At 70.8% G+C, this 16,236-nt stretch carries 15 protein-coding genes; 3 read left to right on the top strand and 12 right to left on the bottom strand.

Annotated features, from left to right (window positions below; all coding sequences use genetic code 11):
- Nucleotides 1–107 precede the first annotated feature (107 nt).
- The 5 genes from QF030_RS24175 to QF030_RS24155 all read right to left on the bottom strand — a co-directional run bounded on the left by QF030_RS24175 (nucleotide 108) and on the right by QF030_RS24155 (nucleotide 5,802).
- On the bottom strand, nucleotides 108–1,814 hold the full coding sequence (locus QF030_RS24175) for a bifunctional uroporphyrinogen-III C-methyltransferase/uroporphyrinogen-III synthase (protein ID WP_307164731.1): 1,707 nt from the start codon (nucleotides 1,812–1,814) through the stop codon (nucleotides 108–110).
- Complete coding sequence (gene hemC, locus QF030_RS24170; RefSeq protein WP_307164730.1) at nucleotides 1,811–2,779, bottom strand: hydroxymethylbilane synthase; 969 nt, start codon at nucleotides 2,777–2,779, stop codon at nucleotides 1,811–1,813. The genes QF030_RS24175 and hemC overlap by 4 nt, the downstream gene beginning before the upstream one ends.
- On the bottom strand, nucleotides 2,776–4,518 hold the full coding sequence (locus QF030_RS24165) for a glutamyl-tRNA reductase (RefSeq protein WP_307164729.1): 1,743 nt from the start codon (nucleotides 4,516–4,518) through the stop codon (nucleotides 2,776–2,778). Before QF030_RS24165 ends, hemC begins: the two co-directional genes overlap by 4 nt.
- Complete coding sequence (locus QF030_RS24160; RefSeq protein WP_307164728.1) at nucleotides 4,515–5,279, bottom strand: redox-sensing transcriptional repressor Rex; 765 nt, start codon at nucleotides 5,277–5,279, stop codon at nucleotides 4,515–4,517. The genes QF030_RS24165 and QF030_RS24160 overlap by 4 nt, the downstream gene beginning before the upstream one ends.
- A 250-nt stretch (nucleotides 5,280–5,529) precedes the next feature.
- Nucleotides 5,530–5,802: a glutaredoxin family protein gene (locus tag QF030_RS24155; protein ID WP_307164727.1), complete on the bottom strand. Its 273-nt coding sequence runs from the start codon at nucleotides 5,800–5,802 to the stop codon at nucleotides 5,530–5,532.
- A gap of 102 nt (nucleotides 5,803–5,904) precedes the next feature.
- On the opposite strand from QF030_RS24155, the gene QF030_RS24150 reads away from it, so the two are divergent.
- The 3 genes from QF030_RS24150 (at nucleotide 5,905) to QF030_RS24140 (ending at nucleotide 9,546) form a co-directional block, all read left to right on the top strand.
- Nucleotides 5,905–6,852: an HAD family hydrolase gene (locus tag QF030_RS24150; RefSeq protein WP_307164726.1), complete on the top strand. Its 948-nt coding sequence runs from the start codon at nucleotides 5,905–5,907 to the stop codon at nucleotides 6,850–6,852.
- 417 nt (nucleotides 6,853–7,269) lie between these two features.
- Nucleotides 7,270–8,049 (top strand): ECF subfamily RNA polymerase sigma factor, BldN family, encoded by a 780-nt coding sequence (locus tag QF030_RS24145; protein ID WP_307164725.1) that lies wholly within the window; start codon nucleotides 7,270–7,272, stop codon nucleotides 8,047–8,049.
- A gap of 255 nt (nucleotides 8,050–8,304) precedes the next feature.
- Nucleotides 8,305–9,546 (top strand): DUF5667 domain-containing protein, encoded by a 1,242-nt coding sequence (locus QF030_RS24140; protein ID WP_307164724.1) that lies wholly within the window; start codon nucleotides 8,305–8,307, stop codon nucleotides 9,544–9,546.
- 136 nt (nucleotides 9,547–9,682) lie between these two features.
- On the opposite strand, the gene QF030_RS24135 is transcribed toward QF030_RS24140, so the two are convergent.
- The 7 genes from QF030_RS24135 to QF030_RS24105 form a co-directional block, all read right to left on the bottom strand.
- Nucleotides 9,683–10,753 carry a lysophospholipid acyltransferase family protein gene (locus QF030_RS24135; protein ID WP_307164723.1) on the bottom strand — a complete coding sequence of 357 codons (1,071 nt, stop codon included), beginning with the start codon at nucleotides 10,751–10,753 and terminating at the stop codon, nucleotides 9,683–9,685.
- A gap of 14 nt (nucleotides 10,754–10,767) precedes the next feature.
- Nucleotides 10,768–11,838 carry an NAD-dependent epimerase/dehydratase family protein gene (locus QF030_RS24130; protein ID WP_307164722.1) on the bottom strand — a complete coding sequence of 357 codons (1,071 nt, stop codon included), beginning with the start codon at nucleotides 11,836–11,838 and terminating at the stop codon, nucleotides 10,768–10,770.
- Nucleotides 11,839–12,140: 302 nt separating this feature from the next.
- Nucleotides 12,141–12,239: a 30S ribosomal protein bS22 gene (locus QF030_RS24125; RefSeq protein ID WP_003948845.1), complete on the bottom strand. Its 99-nt coding sequence runs from the start codon at nucleotides 12,237–12,239 to the stop codon at nucleotides 12,141–12,143.
- Between the two features lie 177 nt (nucleotides 12,240–12,416).
- Nucleotides 12,417–12,629, bottom strand: coding sequence for a helix-turn-helix domain-containing protein (locus tag QF030_RS24120; protein ID WP_015658719.1), 213 nt, complete (start codon nucleotides 12,627–12,629; stop codon nucleotides 12,417–12,419).
- Nucleotides 12,630–12,763: 134 nt separating this feature from the next.
- Nucleotides 12,764–13,579, bottom strand: a complete 816-nt coding sequence (locus QF030_RS24115; protein ID WP_307167673.1) for a phosphatase — start codon at nucleotides 13,577–13,579, stop codon at nucleotides 12,764–12,766.
- A 238-nt stretch (nucleotides 13,580–13,817) separates the two neighbouring features.
- Nucleotides 13,818–14,990 carry an acetoin utilization protein AcuC gene (locus QF030_RS24110; RefSeq protein ID WP_307164721.1) on the bottom strand — a complete coding sequence of 391 codons (1,173 nt, stop codon included), beginning with the start codon at nucleotides 14,988–14,990 and terminating at the stop codon, nucleotides 13,818–13,820.
- Entirely contained in the window at nucleotides 14,941–16,164 is a 1,224-nt protein-coding gene (locus tag QF030_RS24105; RefSeq protein WP_307164720.1) for an MFS transporter, read from the bottom strand. The genes QF030_RS24110 and QF030_RS24105 overlap by 50 nt, the downstream gene beginning before the upstream one ends.
- Nucleotides 16,165–16,236 lie beyond the last annotated feature (72 nt).

Here is a 16,236-nt window from a genome sequence, read left to right as displayed (position 1 = left end):
CCGGCGCGCCTCGGGCAGCCCCCGGCCCGGAGCGAACGCGCGCGCGGCCCCGTACCCGTCGAATCGGGTCCGGGGCCGCGCGCACTGTCGGTCCGCGTCCTCGGGACTCAGGTGGCCCGCCTCCGGCGCGCTCCAGGACGCCGCTCGCTCGGCCGGCTGACCGGGTCACCGGCCTCCTGGGCCGCGGCCCGCCGGCGCAGCCCGAAGTCGGCCAGCGCCTCGGCCAGCTTGAGCGCGGAGGGTTCGGGCGCCATGACGTCGACCCGCAGCCCGTGCTCCTCGGCCGTCTTGGCCGTGGCGGGACCGATGCAGGCGATGACCGTCACGTTGTGCGGCTTCCCGGCGATGCCCACCAGGTTGCGCACAGTGGACGACGACGTGAACAGCACGGCGTCGAAGCCGCCGCCCTTGATCGCCTCGCGGGTCTCGGCCGGCGGCGGCGAGGCCCGCACGGTCCGGTAGGCGGTGACGTCGTCGACCTCCCAGCCCAGCTCGATGAGCCCGGCGACCAGGGTCTCGGTGGCGATGTCGGCGCGCGGCAGGAACACCCGGTCGATCGGGTCGAAGACCGGGTCGTAGGGCGGCCAGTCCTCGAGGAGCCCGGCGGCCGACTGCTCACCGCTCGGCACGAGGTCCGGCTTCACACCGAAGGCGACGAGCGCCTTCGCCGTCTGCTCGCCCACCGCGGCGACCTTGATGCCCGCGAAGGCACGCGCGTCGAGCCCGTACTCCTCGAACTTCTCGCGCACCGCCTTGACGGCGTTGACCGAGGTGAACGCGATCCACTCGTAGCGGCCCGTCACCAGGCCCTTGACGGCACGCTCCATCTGCTGGGGGGTGCGCGGCGGCTCGACGGCGATCGTCGGCACCTCGTGCGGCACGGCGCCGTACGAGCGCAGCCGGTCGGAGAGCGACACCGCCTGCTCCTTCGTACGCGGCACGAGCACCTTCCAGCCGAACAGCGGCTTGGACTCGAACCACGACAGCTGGTCGCGCTGGGCGGGGGCGGAACGCTCACCGACCACGGCTATCACCGGGCGGCCGCCCTCCGGGGAGGGCAGCACCTTCGCCTGCTTCAGCGTCTGCGCGATGGTGCCGAGGGTCGCCGACCACGTCCGCTGCCGTGTCGTCGTACCGGCCACGGTGACCGTCATCGGCGTATCGGGCTTGCGCCCCGCCGACACCAGCTCGCCGGCGGCCGAGGCCACCGCGTCGAGGGTCGTCGACACGACGACCGTGCCGTCGGACGCCCCGACCTCGCTCCAGCAGCGGTCCGAAGCCGTGCGCGCGTCGACGAACCGGACGTCGGCGCCCTGCGCGTCCCGCAGCGGCACACCGGCGTAGGCGGGTACGCCGACGGCGGCCGCGACACCGGGTACGACCTCGAAGGGAACACCGGCCGCCGCGCACGCGAGCATTTCCGCGGCCGCGTACGTATCCAGTCCGGGGTCCCCGGTCACCGCACGGACGACCCGCCTGCCGCCCCGCGCGGCCTCCATGACAAGATGTGCGGCATCGCGCACAGCGGGTACCTCAGCGGTTGTTGACGTGCCGTCAACGATCGTCGGGAGGGGCGCGCCCGTGCCCGGAAGAGGGTCCCACGAAGGACCCGCTTCCGCGTTCACGACGGCGACGCCCGGCCTCGCGTGCGTCCGTACGACGTCGAGCACCTCGTGCTCGGCGACGAGGACGTCCGCGTGCGCAAGCGCCTCCACGGCGCGCAGAGTCAGTAGTCCCGGATCCCCGGGTCCGGCACCCAGGAAGGTGACGTGCCCGTGTTCAGGACCGGCGGCTGGAAGGGCGGTGGGGCTCACAGTGCTCGCTCCCCCATCAGACCGGCCGCGCCCTGGGCGAGCATCTCGGCTGCGAGTTCGCGACCGAGCGCCATTGCCCCGTCGTGTGTCTCGGGCACGGGACCGGTGGTGGACAGCTGCACCATGCGCGTGCCGTCGGTGGTGCCGACGACGCCACGCAGGCGCATTTCGTTGACAATCTGCCCGTCGGCCAGGAGGTCGGCCAGTGCGCCCACAGGGGCGGAGCAGCCGGCCTCCAGGGCGGCGAGCAGGGACCGTTCGGCGGTCACGGCGATCCGGGTGAACGGGTCGTCGAGCTCACCGAGCGCGGCGATCAGTGACGCGTTGTCCGCGGCACACTCGATCGCCAGTGCTCCCTGGCCGGGAGCGGGCAGAACCGTGTCTATCGACAGGAAGTCGGTGACCTCGTCGATGCGGCCGATGCGGCTGAGGCCGGCCGCCGCCAGCACCACCGCGTCCAGCTCGCCGTCGTGCACGTACCGGATCCGCGTGTCGACGTTCCCGCGGATCGGCACGGTCTCGATGTCCAGCCCGTGGCTGCGCGCGTACGCGTTCAGCTGCGCCATGCGGCGCGGCGAACCCGTACCGATGCGTGCCCCGCGCGGCAGGTCGGTGAACTTCAGCGCGTCCCGGGCGACGATCACGTCGTGGGGGTCCTCGCGCACCGGTACGGCGGCCAGGACCAGGTCCTCGGGCTGCGTGGTCGGCAGGTCCTTCAGCGAGTGAACCGCGAAGTCGACCTCGCCCTTGGCCAGCGCGTCGCGCAGCGCGGTCACGAAGACGCCCGTGCCGCCGATCTGCGCGAGGTGCTCGCGGGAGACATCGCCGTAGGTGGTGATCTCGACGAGTTCCACGGGCCGTCCGGTCACCTGGCTCACGGCCTCCGCGACCTGCCCGGACTGGGCCATGGCGAGTCTGCTCCGCCTCGTCCCCAGTCTCAGTGCCTTCGTACTCTTGCCGCTCATGCCGGCCCTCGGTTCTCTGCGTTCTTCTCGGTGCTTTCCTCGGCCCGGGACACGGCGGCCACCGCCTCCGGGTCGAGGTCGAACAGGGTCCGCAGCGCGTCCGCGTACCCGGCGCCGCCGGGCTCGGCCGCGAGTTGCTTGACCCGTACGGTCGGCGCGTGCAACAGCTTGTCGACGACCCGCTTCACGGTCTGGGTGATCTCGGCGCGGTGCTTGTCGTCCAGGCCGGGCAGCCGTCCGTCGAGCCGGGCGATCTCCGTGGCCACGACGTCGGCGGCCATGGTGCGCAGGGCGACCACGGTCGGCGTGATGTGCGCGGCCCGCTGTGCGGCGCCGAAGGCGGCGACCTCGTCGGCGACGATCCGCCTCACCTGGTCGACGTCGGCGGCCATCGGCGCGTCGGCCGAGGCCTCCGCCAGCGACTCGATGTCCACCAGCCGCACGCCGGCCAGCCGGTGGGATGCCGCGTCGACGTCCCGCGGCATCGCCAGGTCGAGCAGGAAGAGGACCGGCTCCGGCCGGGCGAGCGCGGCGACCGGCTCGGGCCGGCGGCGCTCGGGGATACGGCCGAGGGCGGCGGCGGTCGCGGCGAGCGCGGCGATCAGCTCGGCGTCGGCCTCGGGACCACGGCGGGCGGCCTGCCGGCGGTCCACGGTCGCGTTGTCGACCCAGGCGGCGTGCTGCTCCAGCGTCGCCGCGTCCATGCCGGCGACGGCGGCCTCTCCCAGCACGGAGAAACCGGACTGCTGTGCGGCGGGCTGCTGCACCGCTGCCAGGTCGAGGGGGCAGTTCTCGTCGGTCCCGACCGAGGTGGGCGGCAGCGGCCGTATGTCCGTCGCCGCGGCCTCGTCGTGGAAGGCGACGGGGGCCCCGGTGCGGCCCTCGAGGGCCTCCGCGACCGCCTCCGCCGTCAGGACCAGACCCGTCGCCCCGGTACAGGAGACAGCCACGTCGGCACGTGTCAGCTCGGCCGGCACCGACTCCATCGGTACCGCGCGGGCCGACACGTCCGTGCCCTCGGCCTCGGTCAGGCGCTGTCCGTACTGCTCCTCGAGCAGGCGGGCGAGCCGCTCGGCCCGGTCGAAGGTGCGGTTGGCGACGACGATCTCGGAGACCCCGGCACGCGCGAGCGTGGCGGCGGCCAGCGAGGACATCGAACCGGCGCCGATGACCAGCGCCTTCTTGCCGCGCGCCCACGCGGCCACGTCCCCGCCCGCGGCCAGCTGCTCCAGGCCGAAGGTGACCAGGGACTGTCCGGCGCGGTCGATGCCGGTCTCGGAGTGGGCGCGCTTGCCGACCCGCAGGGCCTGCTGGAACAGGTCGTTCAGCAGCCGTCCGGCGGTGTGCAGCTCCTGCGCCCGGGCCAGGGCGTCCTTGAGCTGCCCGAGGATCTGTCCCTCGCCGACGACCATGGAGTCCAGACCGCAGGCCACCGAGAAGAAGTGGTGGACGGCGCGGTCCTCGTAGTGCACGTACAGGTAGGGGGTGAGCTCCTCGAGCCCGACCCCGCTGTGCTGGGCGAGCAGCGTGGACAGCTCGGCGACACCGGCGTGGAACTTGTCCACGTCGGCGTACAGCTCGATCCGGTTGCAGGTGGCGAGGACCGCGGCCTCGGCGGCCGGTTCGGCGGCGACGGTGTCCTGCAACAGCTTGAACTGGGCGTCCGTGGACAGCGAGGCCCGTTCCAGCACGCTGACCGGGGCGCTGCGGTGGCTCAGCCCGACGACGAGGAGACTCATGCCGGCATCACGGCGGGTACGTCCCCGTCGGGTCCCCGGTCGGTGGAGTCGGCGCGGCCGACGGGCGCCGGTACGGCGCTCTCGTTCGCCGCGGCTTCCTCGCCGGCCTTGCGCTGCTCGTGGAAGGCGAGGATCTGGAGCTCGATGGAGAGGTCGACCTTGCGCACGTCGACGCCGTCCGGGACGGTCAGCACGGTCGGCGCGAAGTTCAGGATCGACGTGACGCCGGCGGCCACGAGCCGGTCGCAGACCTGCTGGGCGACGCCCGGCGGGGTGGTGATGACCCCGATGGAGACGCCGTTGTCGGAGATGATCTTCTCCAGGCCGTCGCTGTGCTGGACGGAGATCCCGGCGACCTGCTTCCCGGCCATCGAGGGATCGGCGTCGATGAGCGCCGCGACCCGGAAACCACGCGAGGCGAAGCCGCCGTAGTTGGCCAGGGCCGCGCCGAGGTTACCGATCCCGACGATCACGACGGGCCAGTCCTGGGTGAGTCCGAGCTCGCGGGAGATCTGGTACACGAGGTACTCGACGTCGTAGCCGACACCCCGCGTCCCGTAGGAACCCAGGTAGGAGAAGTCCTTGCGCAGCTTGGCGGAGTTGACTCCCGCCGCGGCCGCGAGCTCCTCGGAGGAGACCGTGGGGACCGAGCGCTCCGACAGTGCGGTCAGCGCGCGGAGGTACAGCGGAAGGCGGGCGACGGTGGCCTCGGGAATCCCTCGGCTACGGGTCGCCGGTCGGTGAGTTCGGCCAGTTGCCACGGTGCTCCTGCGGGTAGAGCGGGGCTGTAGGCGGTCACACGTTCCCAGACCGCCCCGTCGACAGAAGGCTATGTCTTTGTGAACGCGTGCACAAAGATGGTGTCCGATTTGCCCGGCAAACGTGACCGGGGTCACGCGCAACATTCCAGGGGGCAAAACCGCCACTCTCCTCGTGAATCCCGCCCCCGAGACAAAACCGCCATCGATCCTAAGCGACGTTCGGTACAAGCTTGTACTACTCGGTCAGTTCTCATCCGGCCAGTTCTTTGCGCAGGCGGCTCTCGTCCACCCGCCAGAACGTGTGCTGCCTGCCGTCGACCAGCACCACCGGGATCTGCTCCCAGTACTGGTCGTACAGCTCCCGGTCGTCGGCGATGTCCTTCTGCTCCCAGGACACACCGAGTTCCCCGCAGACCTTCTCGATCACACGCTCGGCGTCGTCGCAGAGATGACAACCGGACTTACGAATGAGGGTGACCGACCGCCCGCCCGGAGCGGCCTTGCGTCGAAAGAGGGGAGTCATGCCGCCATTCTCGCGCTTCTTCGACGACACGGTCATCGAGAGTTCACACCCTTCGAACCTCTCGGCTCCGGAACCACCGAACAGAATGGCTATGCTCACGCCATGGCCGCTCTAGGATGGCTCACTCCCCGTAGGCGTTCCGCCACGGCGCGGAGCGTGTTGGCAGGCGAGGCCTCGGCGGAGGCAGCCCGCAAGTCCACCCAGGAAGCCCTGGACTCCGAGGAGACCCTGGCGCCCCTGGACATTTCCGACCGGGAACCGCAGTTCCCGGTGCACGGCGACGCGATGGCCGCCGCCTTCTTCGACCTCGACAACACCGTGATGCAAGGCGCCGCGCTCTTCCACTTCGGCCGCGGCCTGCACAAACGCAAGTTCTTCGAGACCCGCGACCTGGTCCGCTTCGCCTGGCAGCAGGCCTGGTTCCGACTGGCCGGCATCGAGGACCCCGAACACATGCAGGAGGCCCGCGACTCGGCGCTCTCCATCGTGCAGGGCCACCGGGTATCCGAGCTGATGTCGATCGGCGAGGAGATCTACGACGAGTACATGGCCGAGCGCATCTGGCCGGGCACCCGGGCCCTCGCCCAGGCGCACCTGGACGCGGGCCAGAAGGTGTGGCTGGTCACGGCGGCCCCGGTGGAGATCGCCCAGGTGATCGCCCGCCGCCTCGGCCTGACCGGCGCGCTGGGCACGGTCGCGGAGTCCGTCGACGGTGTCTACACGGGCAAACTGGTGGGCGAACCGCTGCACGGCCCCGCCAAGGCGGAGGCGGTACGCGCGCTGGCGGCGGCGGAGAACCTGGACCTCTCCCGATGCGCCGCCTACAGCGACTCGCACAACGACATCCCGATGCTCTCCCTCGTCGGCCACCCCTACGCCATCAACCCCGACACCAAGCTCCGCAAGCACGCGCACAAGCTCGACTGGCGGCTGCGCGACTACCGCACGGGCCGCAAGGCGGCGAAGGTCGGCATCCCGGCCGCGGCGGGCGTCGGCGCGGTGGCGGGCGGCACGGCGGCGGCGATCGCGCTCCACCGACGACGGCGATGACGACCAGGACGACCAGGACGACGAAGTAGGCATCCCGAACGAGCGGCCGAGGCGCAACAGCCCGGCCGCTCCTTCGCGTTACCGGACAACACCCGACACCGGGCAGCGAACCAGGCCAATCCGACGGTCGTACCCGGGTAACCCCCCGTCCAGTCCTGTTGTCCGCGCACAGCCACAACACGCCCCGGACCGAGCCGAAACTCGAACCATTTCGATCAACAAACGTTCACCTCGCGCAACTTGAACGGGCGCCAATAGGCCACAGAAGCGACGTAATCGATGATTTGAGCAACTCGGTGTAGCAGGGCCTGCACGAAGCGTTATTCTCCTCAGACGCAATCCGGTACCCCTTCCGTCGCTACGACGGGTGAATGGTTCCGTACTGCACGTGATGCAAGCTCTGCCTCTGGGAGTCCCGTGTACCCACACGTCGGGGTTGACACCTCGGGCCTGGCTACGCTGCGCGCAACGGTCGTTACGGTCCATGACCTCTTGCGCGGCGTCGTCCCCACCGCGTACGCCGTCCCCGCGTTCGCCACCACCGCTCCGCTCGGTCCGTGCTACGCCCTGGCCGACGGCAGCGCCGCGGTGGGCAGACGAGGACGCTCGGCCGGCGCGGCCACCGCCCGTCGGCCGGCCGCCGACAGTGACAGCGCCCGAATGATGGACCTCGTCGAGCGCGCCCAAGCCGGCGAGGCCGATGCTTTCGGGCGCCTGTACGACCAGTACAGCGACACCGTCTACCGCTATATCTACTACCGGGTGGGAGGCAAGGCGACCGCCGAGGACCTCACCAGCGAGACGTTCCTGCGCGCACTGCGTCGCATCGGGACGTTCACCTGGCAGGGCCGCGACTTCGGCGCCTGGCTCGTCACCATCGCCCGCAACCTCGTCGCCGACCACTTCAAGTCGAGCCGTTTCCGGCTCGAGGTGACGACCGGCGAGATGCTCGACGCCAACGAGGTCGAGCGCTCACCCGAGGACTCCGTCCTGGAGTCCCTCTCGAACGCGGCGCTTCTGGACGCCGTACGCCGGCTCAACCCCCAGCAGCAGGAGTGCGTGACGCTCCGGTTCCTCCAGGGGCTCTCCGTCGCCGAGACCGCGCGCGTCATGGGCAAGAACGAGGGTGCCATCAAGACGCTCCAGTACCGGGCCGTCCGCACCCTCGCCCGCCTGCTGCCGGAAGACGCCCGCTGAACCCGTCCCCCGCCCATGACCGACGCCACACACTCCGTGACGCCAACTCACCGTCAGTGAAAGTCCGTTGTCTTCCCGATCCGATCATCCGCAGTCCGTAACCCAAGTGCCGCGCCAGTCGTTGTGCGGGATACAGGCTCCCTGTGGTCACGTCCTGGCCGACCCCGATCACTCGATCGTGTGGACCCGGTTCAGGGCGTGCAACCGTCAGGACCCCAGGGGAGTCGACCGTCATGACGAGAGGAGGTGCCGCCAGTGATCGCGAACGTATCGGCGCACCGGCGGGCGAGCGCCTTCGCCCAGGCCCTGGAGGGGCAGTCCGACTGTTCCTCCGAGGGCACGGCGGCCGAGCAGACCGAAGGATCACCGCCGGCGCCGGCCGCTGCGGACCAGACCGGGCAGGGCCGACTTCTGGCCCTCGCCACGAGTCTCGCCGAGCTGCCCAAACCGGAATTCGATCCCGAGGTCAAGGTCGTCCAGCGGGCCCAGTTGGTCGCCGCTATGGAGGCCATGCTGCAGGCGGGCACCGCGGGAGGCGAAGCGGCGGACCCTTCGGTGCCGGAGCAACGCTCCCACCGCGCCAGGGGCACTCACCGGGCCAGTCCCCTGGGCAAGTTCCGACCGCGTTCCCGCCTCGCCAAGGGCCTCACCGCGGGCGGCCTCAGCGTCGGCGTCGCGGCGGGCGCCTTCGGCGGGGTCGCGGCCGCGAGTTCCGACGCCCTCCCGGGTGACGGGCTCTACGGACTGAAGCGCGGCATCGAGGACTTCAAGCTCAACTACCTGGCCGACGGCGACGACGAACGCGGTCGGACCTATCTCGACCAGGCGTCCACCCGGCTCAGCGAGGCCCGGCGGCTCATGGAGCGGGGCCGCAGCGGCGACCTCGACCACGAATCGCTCGGCGAGATCCGACGCGCCCTGAACGGCATGCAGCACGACGCGTCGGAAGGCCACCGCCTCCTCCACGAGGCGTACGAACGCGACCCGAACTCCCTGGGACCCATCCAGGCCCTCGACGCGTTCTCCCGCTCGCACCGCGAGGTATGGGGCGCCCTGCGCGACCGCCTGCCGGTCCAGCTCGGTGACGTCAGCCAGCAGGTCTCGTCGGTCTTCGAGGCCATAGACGAAGAGGTCGCCCCCCTCCAGTCCCTCCTCCCGCGGCCCCCGGCCCCGGGCGGCGGCGCGCGTGAGGGCTCCGGCCCGGCGTCCACCGGTACCTCGGACACCGACCGCCACGCGACCACCCCCGGCACCGGCCACGCCCCGACCGACGGGACCGGCGCCGGCACCGACAGCCCCGGCAAGTCGTCCACCTCCGGCACCACCGACGACGGCCTGCTCGGCGGCAACACCGGCGGCCTTCTGGACCCCCCGAAGGAAACCGGCGGCACCGCCCCGCCCACCGTCGTCCCCAGCACCCAGCCGGACGTCACCCTCCCGCCCCTCCTCCCCGGCCTGCTTCCAGGCCTGGGCATCGACAGCGAGGACGCGGAGTAGACCCGCCCCGCACAACGACGGTGGGGGCGCCCCTCTCAGGAGGAGCGCCCCCACCGTCGTACCCGGAGCAACCCGACGGGGAAAACGGCCGAAAGCACAGCCGTGAGCGCCTCGGCAGGCACAGCCGGAAGAACCGCTAGAAGAACACCGACCGCCGCTGGACCAGCAACTTGTACAGCGTGTGCTGGATCTGCTCGCGTACCTGGTCCGTCAGGTTGAACATGAGCATCGGGTCCTCCGCCGCCTCCGGCGGGTAGCCGTTCGTGGGGATCGGCTCGCCGAACTGGATCGTCCACTTCGTCGGCAGGGGGATCCCGCCCAGCGGTCCCAGCCACGGGAAGGTCGGCGTCAGCGGGAAGTACGGGAATCCGAGCACCCGCGCCAACGTCTTTGCGTTGCCGATCATCGGGTAGATCTCCTCGGCCCCGACGATCGAGCAGGGGATGATCGGGGCGCCCTGGCGCAGTGCCGTGGAGACGAAGCCGCCGCGGCCGAACCGCTGGAGCTTGTAGCGCTCGCTGAAGGGCTTCCCGATGCCCTTGAAGCCCTCCGGCATCACTCCGACCAGCTCGCCCTGGCCGAGCAGCCGCTCGGCGTCCTCCGCGCAGGCGAGGGTGTGCCCGAGCTTGCGGGCCAGCTCGTTGACGACCGGCAGCACGAAAACCAGGTCGGCGGCCAGGAGCCGCAGATGCCGGCCCGCCGGGTGGTGGTCGTGCACGGCGACCTGCATCATCAGGCCGTCCAACGGCAGCGTCCCGGAGTGGTTGGCGACGATCAGCGCGCCACCCTCCGCCGGGATGTTCTCGACACCCTTCACCTCGACCCGGAAGTACTTCTCGTACAGCGGCCGCAGCAGGGACATCAGGACCTGGTCGGTCAGCTCCTCGTCGTAGCCGAAGTCGTCGACCTCGTACTCGCCCGTGAGGCGCCGGCGCAGGAAGGACAGCCCGCCCGCGATCCGCCGCTCCAGGCCGCCCGCGTCCTTGTCCAGCCGTTCCTCACCCGTCACAGGAACATCATCCTGCCCGACCGCCCTGGTGGGCAGGGGCTGGACCTCACCGACCTCACCGGTCTCGCCGATCTCCCGGACCGGCGCGGGCTCGCCGTTCCTGCGCCGGCTCACCGCGCCCCGGCGCCGGGGCGGCCGCGCTACGGCGTTCCCCCGGGACCGGTCGTCGTCGAACGGAATGACCTTGGCATCCGCCATCGTTGATGCGCTCCTCAGTTGGCGCTCTGCGTCGGGGGGTGGACCGGGGAGAGGCCGCCGCCCGGCAGGGACGCGGCGATCCGGTCGACGGCCCCGGCAACGGCCTCGGGCGGCAGGAGTCCGGGTCCGTGACTGCGCGCGAAGTCCGCGAAGGTCTCCGCCGTGGTGTACCGCGGCATGAAGCCCAGCGTCTCGCGCATCTGGTCCGTGGACACGACCCGGCCGTGGGTGAGCAGCCGGACCTGCTCGGGCGAGAAGTCCGTCATGCCCAGCGTACGCACCAGCGACCCGGCCCAGGTGACGGCGGGCAGCAACAGGGGCACGGTGGGCCGTCCGAGCCGCCGCGAACACTGCGACAGCAACAGCACCCCGTCGCCGGCGATGTTGAACGTGCCGCTGTTGAGGGTGCCCCGCCGCGGTTCGTGCGAGGCGATCCGCAGCACCTCGATCACGTCGTCCTCGTGCACGAACTGGAGGCGGGGGTCGTAGCCGAGCACGGTGGGCAGCACGGGCAGCGAGAAGTACGAGGCGAGCGGCGTCTCGGCGGTCGGCCCCAGGATGTTCGCGAACCGCAGCACGCACACGGCGACATCGGGCCGCCGCCGGGCGAACCCGCGCACATACCCCTCGACCTCGACGGCGTCCTTGGCGAAGCCGCCGCTGGGCAGCGACTTGGGCGGGGTCGTCTCGGTGAACACGGCGGGGTCACGCGGCGCGGACCCGTAGACGTTGGTGGCGGACTTGACCACCAGCCGCTTCACGTTCGGCGATTTCTGACAGGCGCCGAGCAGCTGCATGGTCCCGATGACGTTGGTCTCCTTGACCGTGGTCCGGCTGCCCCGGCCCAACGCGGTCGCCGTCACGTCCAGGTGGACGACGGTGTCGGCACCGGTCTCGGCCAGCACCCGCGCGATGGTGGGCTGCCGGATGTCGGCCTCGACGAATTCGGCGCCGCCCAGATGGTGCTCGGGCCGCACCGCGTCCACGGCGACCACCCGGTCGACCTGTGGGTCACGCTGGATCCGTCGTACGAACCGGCCCCCCAGCTGACGGGCCACTCCGGTAACGAGCACGACCTTTCCCAAGATCAGCGCCTTCCTTCCGTCTGGAACCGCCGGCTGCCCTGCCGAGTTCCCGTCTGCGGGCAAACCTAGCGGGTCGATGTTGCGCTGTGATGACTGCCCGATGCTCGAAGTGACGAGAACCCTTCGGTCGTACGAGCAGATCAGCCAGGGCGCACGTCCAGGGCTGCGCACGGCGTTCAGCCGACCGTACCGGCACCCGGATATACGTGTGGCCCCCCACCGATAACACGGTGGGGGGCCACACCACGCCTACGCGGCTCGCGTCGCGCGAAGTAAGTGCTTGCGCTTACTCCTGCTCGCGCTTACTTCTTGTTGCGACGCTGAACGCGCGTGCGCTTGAGCAGCTTGCGGTGCTTCTTCTTGGCCATCCGCTTGCGCCGCTTCTTGATAACAGAGCCCACGACTACCCTCGCTCACTTCTCATCACTCGGTGCTGGGCGCCATGGGCCCATACGACCTACGAGGGGCTAGCCTACCCGCCTGAGCGCTGAGGTCGTAATCGAGGGGCGGGAGGGGCCCGAGACGGCCCTGAGGCCGGGCCCCACCCCGGGTCTGCCCTGTCGGACAGGCCCCGACCGTCAGGCGGTTTCCACCCCCACGTAGCTCTCGCGGAGGTACTCGTGCACCGCTTGCTCGGGGACGCGGAAGGACCGCCCCACCCGGATCGCGGGCAGATGACCGCTGTGCACCAGTCGGTACACGGTCATCTTCGACACTCGCATCACCGAGGCGACTTCCGCCACGGTAAGGAACTGAACCTCGTTCAGAGGCCTCTCGCCGGCTGCACCCATGACACACCTGAACCTTCCGCACTCGACTCGACGGCCACCGGCTTCCCCTTCCGGTGACTCTTCGTCGTTGCGTGCTCACTCCCCAATGTAGGGGCGGGTGATGCGAGTGGGGAAGAGGTGCACCCATCAGCGGCCTACTGTGACAGACACGCTCGATTGAGTACGTAGCGGGTCAGCGGCCGGTAGTAAGCGGACCGCACGGCGTCATCAAGTGGAACGACGACGGAGACGACTCCCTCGGCCTCGCCCACGAACAGCGCGGGGTCGTCGGTGTCCGCCAGCCCGATGGCCTCGAACCCCAGCTGACCTGCCCCGCAGACCCATCCGTGGTCCCCGACGACCAGCTCGGGCAACGGCCCTCCACCCTCGGCCGCCGCCGCCAGCGCGACCCGAACCGGGAGCGGTGAATGACTGTGCGCACCGGTCGCACAACCGGCGCGTTCGGCGCCCGCCTCCCGGACGACCGCGACTCCCCGGACGTAGTCGAGGTGGTGTGTGCGTAGACCGAACCGGGTCGTTATGTCGACACAGCGACCCTGCGCCGGGGTGAGGACTTCACATCCCGCCGTCGACAAAGCGTCCGCCACCGCTGCGTAGAACCCCAGCAGCCGATGCGGATGTCCGGTGCCCAGCAGCACCGGAGCACCACGCTGGGCGACCGAGGCGAGCCGATCCGCGAAGGCATCCAGCGCGACCAGCGTGCGCTCAGGATCGATCACATCATGCCCGGAAACGCAGCCCGGATCGGCCGAAACTCCACACTTGGCGGCCATCAGCGCGATCAGCTCCCGCTGCCCCCACGTCCGTTCCGGATCAAGCCCGATCAGCACCCGGGGATCACGAGCGGCGAAGAGCCGATAGCTCCGCAGGCTCTCCTCGCGGGTGGTCGCCACCGCCCCGGCCAACCGCGCGGCCAGCAGATGCGCCCGAAGCGCTGCGGAACTCGACACAGAACCGATGCTGACGTACGAACCGGCGTCCGGGGCCAAAACAGCCACAGCACCCCACCGTTGGCGTAAGCACCAGCCCGGCCGTCCGACCCGGCCGCACCCTTCAGCCCGGTCCGGCGATCGAGGACGCGGCCGCCCAGGCCGACATGGAGGTCAAGGCGGCACGGCCTCCTGGCGGGTCCGAAGGGCCGGCGCCCCCGGCGGGACGGGAAGGGGAGGTGCGGCGGGGGCGGACCCCTTACGGCAACAGCCCCCGCAACGGAAACACCGCCCGCCGCGTGGCCAGCACCGCCTGGTCCAGCCGATCGGCGGGGTCGTACCCCGACTCCCACCCGGCCCACTGCACCGGCCACCGCCCGTCAGTCATCCGCACCGGTCCCAGCTGCCGAGTACGAGCGAAGACCTCCTGCCGCCACCCCTCCGGAATCACCGTCTCCGGCGCCACCGGCACCCCTGCCGCCACCCCCACCAGATGCGTCCACGACCGCGGCACCACATCCACCACCGCGTATCCGCCCCCACCGAGCGCGACCCACCGGCCCCCTGCGTACTCGTGCGCCAACTCATGACAGGCCACCTGCACCGCCCGCTGCGCGTCGAGAGACACCGCGAGATGAGCCAGCGGATCCTCGAAGTGCGTGTCGGCCCCGTGCTGGGTCACCAGCACATCCGGCCGGAAATCGGCGACCAGTTCCGGCACCACCGAGTGGAACGCCCGCAGCCACCCCGCGTCCCCGGTCCCGGCCGGCAGCGCGACGTTCACCGCCGACCCCTCCGCCCGCTCCCCGCCGGTCTCCTCCGGCCACCCGGTCTGCGGGAACAGGGTGCGAGGGTGCTCGTGCAGGGAGATCGTCAGCACCCGCGGGTCGTCCCAGAACGCCGCCTGGACGCCGTCCCCGTGATGCACGTCCACATCCACATAGGCGACCCGCTCGGCCCCGAGCTCCAGCAGCCGCGCGATCGCCAACGAAGCGTCGTTGTAGATACAGAACCCCGACGCCCCGCCCGGCATCGCATGGTGCAGCCCACCCGCGAAGTTCACCGCGTGCAGCGCCTCGCCCCGCCAGACGGCCTCCGCGGCCCCGACGGACAGCCCGGCGATGAGGGCGGACACCTCGTGCATCCCGGCGAAGGCCGGATCGTCCATCGTCCCCAACCCGTACGACTGGTCCGCCGACCCCGGCTCCACCGACGCCGCCTTGACGGCCTGGACGTAGTCCTCCCGGTGCACGAGCCGCAACGTCGACTCCCCCGCGGGCTTCGCCGCGACGACGTCGACCTGCCGGTCGAGTCCCAGGGCGCCGACGAGCCTCCTGGTCAGATCCAGCCGAACCGGATCCATCGGGTGCTCGGGCCCGAAGTCATAGCCCGTTACTGCCTCGTCCCACATCAGCTGTGCGCGGCCGCTCATGCCCGCCACCGTATCGGTCCGGTTGAGCGGCGAACGACCGGGCGTACACCAACGTCACCAGCACCAACACCATCGGCACCACCATCGCGCCCCGATACGTCCAGGCGTCCCCCAGCGCCCCCACCAACGGCGAACCGATCAGGAAACCGACGTAATTGAAGATGTTGAGACGGGCGATCGCCGCATCCGAAGCCCCCGGGAACAACCGTCCCGCCGCAGCGAACGTCTGCGGCACCAGCACACACAACCCCAGTCCCACGAGCGTGAACCCGAGCATCCCGACCCACGCCCCCGGCGCCACGGCCACCACCGCGAACCCCGCCGCCGCCACCAGCGCCCCCAGCCGCACCACCGCCGCGGCCCCGAACCGCCGCACCCCGAAGTCCCCGAGGGCCCGCCCGACCAGCGTGGTCACCATGTAGACGTTGTACGGAACGGTGGCCAGCTGCTCGCTGCTGCCCAGCACGTCCTGGAGGTACTTCGCGCTCCAGTTGGAGACCGTCGAGTCCCCGATATAGGCGAAGGTCATCACCAGACACAACGGCAGCAGCACCTTGAAGGCGAGACCCGCACCGCCGCCGCCCGCCTCGGCGCCATCCGCCTTGCCGGCCTCCCCGCCGCCGTCCACATACCAACGGCTCGCCACCAGCGCGGCCGGCAGCAGCACCGCGACCACCGGCAGATACGACACCCACAGCGCGAGATGCCAGTGCGCCCCCACCCAGGCCAGCGAGGCCCCCACGATCCCGCCCAGGCTGTACACGGCATGAAAACTCAGCATGATGCTGCGCCCGTACGTCCGCTGAAGACTCACCCCGAGCATGTTCATCGAGGCGTCCAGCGCCCCCACGGCGAGGCCGAAGACGGCCAGGGCGACACCCAGCTCGGCCATCCCCCGCCCGGCCCCGACCCCGAGCAGCGCCAGCAGCACCACCGGCTGCGACCACCGCAGCACCCGGCTGGGCGGTATCCGCTTCACCAACTGCTCGGTCGTCACGCTGCCGACCCCGGCCAGGATGGGCACTGCGGCCAGGAAGACGGGCAGCAACGCGTCCGAGACCTCGTACCTGTTCTGGATGGCCGGGATCCTGGTCACCAGCAGAGCGAAGGCCGCGCCCTGCGCGAAAAAGCTGAACGCCAGAGAGGCCCTACCGCGCCGCAGCACTTCTGTCATGGCGGCGAGCGTAGGGCCCCTGCGTACTCGTGGGTAGATCCAGCCAAAGATGAATTCTCCTCAGCTTTACCG

The sequence above is a fragment of the Streptomyces rishiriensis genome, assembly GCF_030815485.1.
Lineage (GTDB): Bacteria > Actinomycetota > Actinomycetes > Streptomycetales > Streptomycetaceae > Streptomyces > Streptomyces rishiriensis_A.
This window is presented reverse-complemented; position numbering and strand designations above follow the sequence as displayed.

What these genes read in the sequence shown, in the direction of transcription:
- hemC (WP_307164730.1), bottom strand. Translation starts at nt 2,779, where the DNA reads ATGAGCGGCAAGAGTACGAAGGCACTGAGACTGGGGACGAGGCGGAGC.
- QF030_RS24105 (WP_307164720.1), bottom strand. Translation starts at nt 16,164, where the DNA reads ATGACAGAAGTGCTGCGGCGCGGTAGGGCCTCTCTGGCGTTCAGCTTT.
- QF030_RS24165 (WP_307164729.1), bottom strand. Translation starts at nt 4,518, where the DNA reads ATGAGTCTCCTCGTCGTCGGGCTGAGCCACCGCAGCGCCCCGGTCAGC.
- QF030_RS24135 (WP_307164723.1), bottom strand. Translation starts at nt 10,753, where the DNA reads ATGGCGGATGCCAAGGTCATTCCGTTCGACGACGACCGGTCCCGGGGG.
- QF030_RS24120 (WP_015658719.1), bottom strand. Translation starts at nt 12,629, where the DNA reads ATGGGTGCAGCCGGCGAGAGGCCTCTGAACGAGGTTCAGTTCCTTACC.
- QF030_RS24110 (WP_307164721.1), bottom strand. Translation starts at nt 14,990, where the DNA reads ATGAGCGGCCGCGCACAGCTGATGTGGGACGAGGCAGTAACGGGCTAT.
- QF030_RS24155 (WP_307164727.1), bottom strand. Translation starts at nt 5,802, where the DNA reads ATGACTCCCCTCTTTCGACGCAAGGCCGCTCCGGGCGGGCGGTCGGTC.
- QF030_RS24150 (WP_307164726.1), top strand. Translation starts at nt 5,905, where the DNA reads ATGGCCGCTCTAGGATGGCTCACTCCCCGTAGGCGTTCCGCCACGGCG.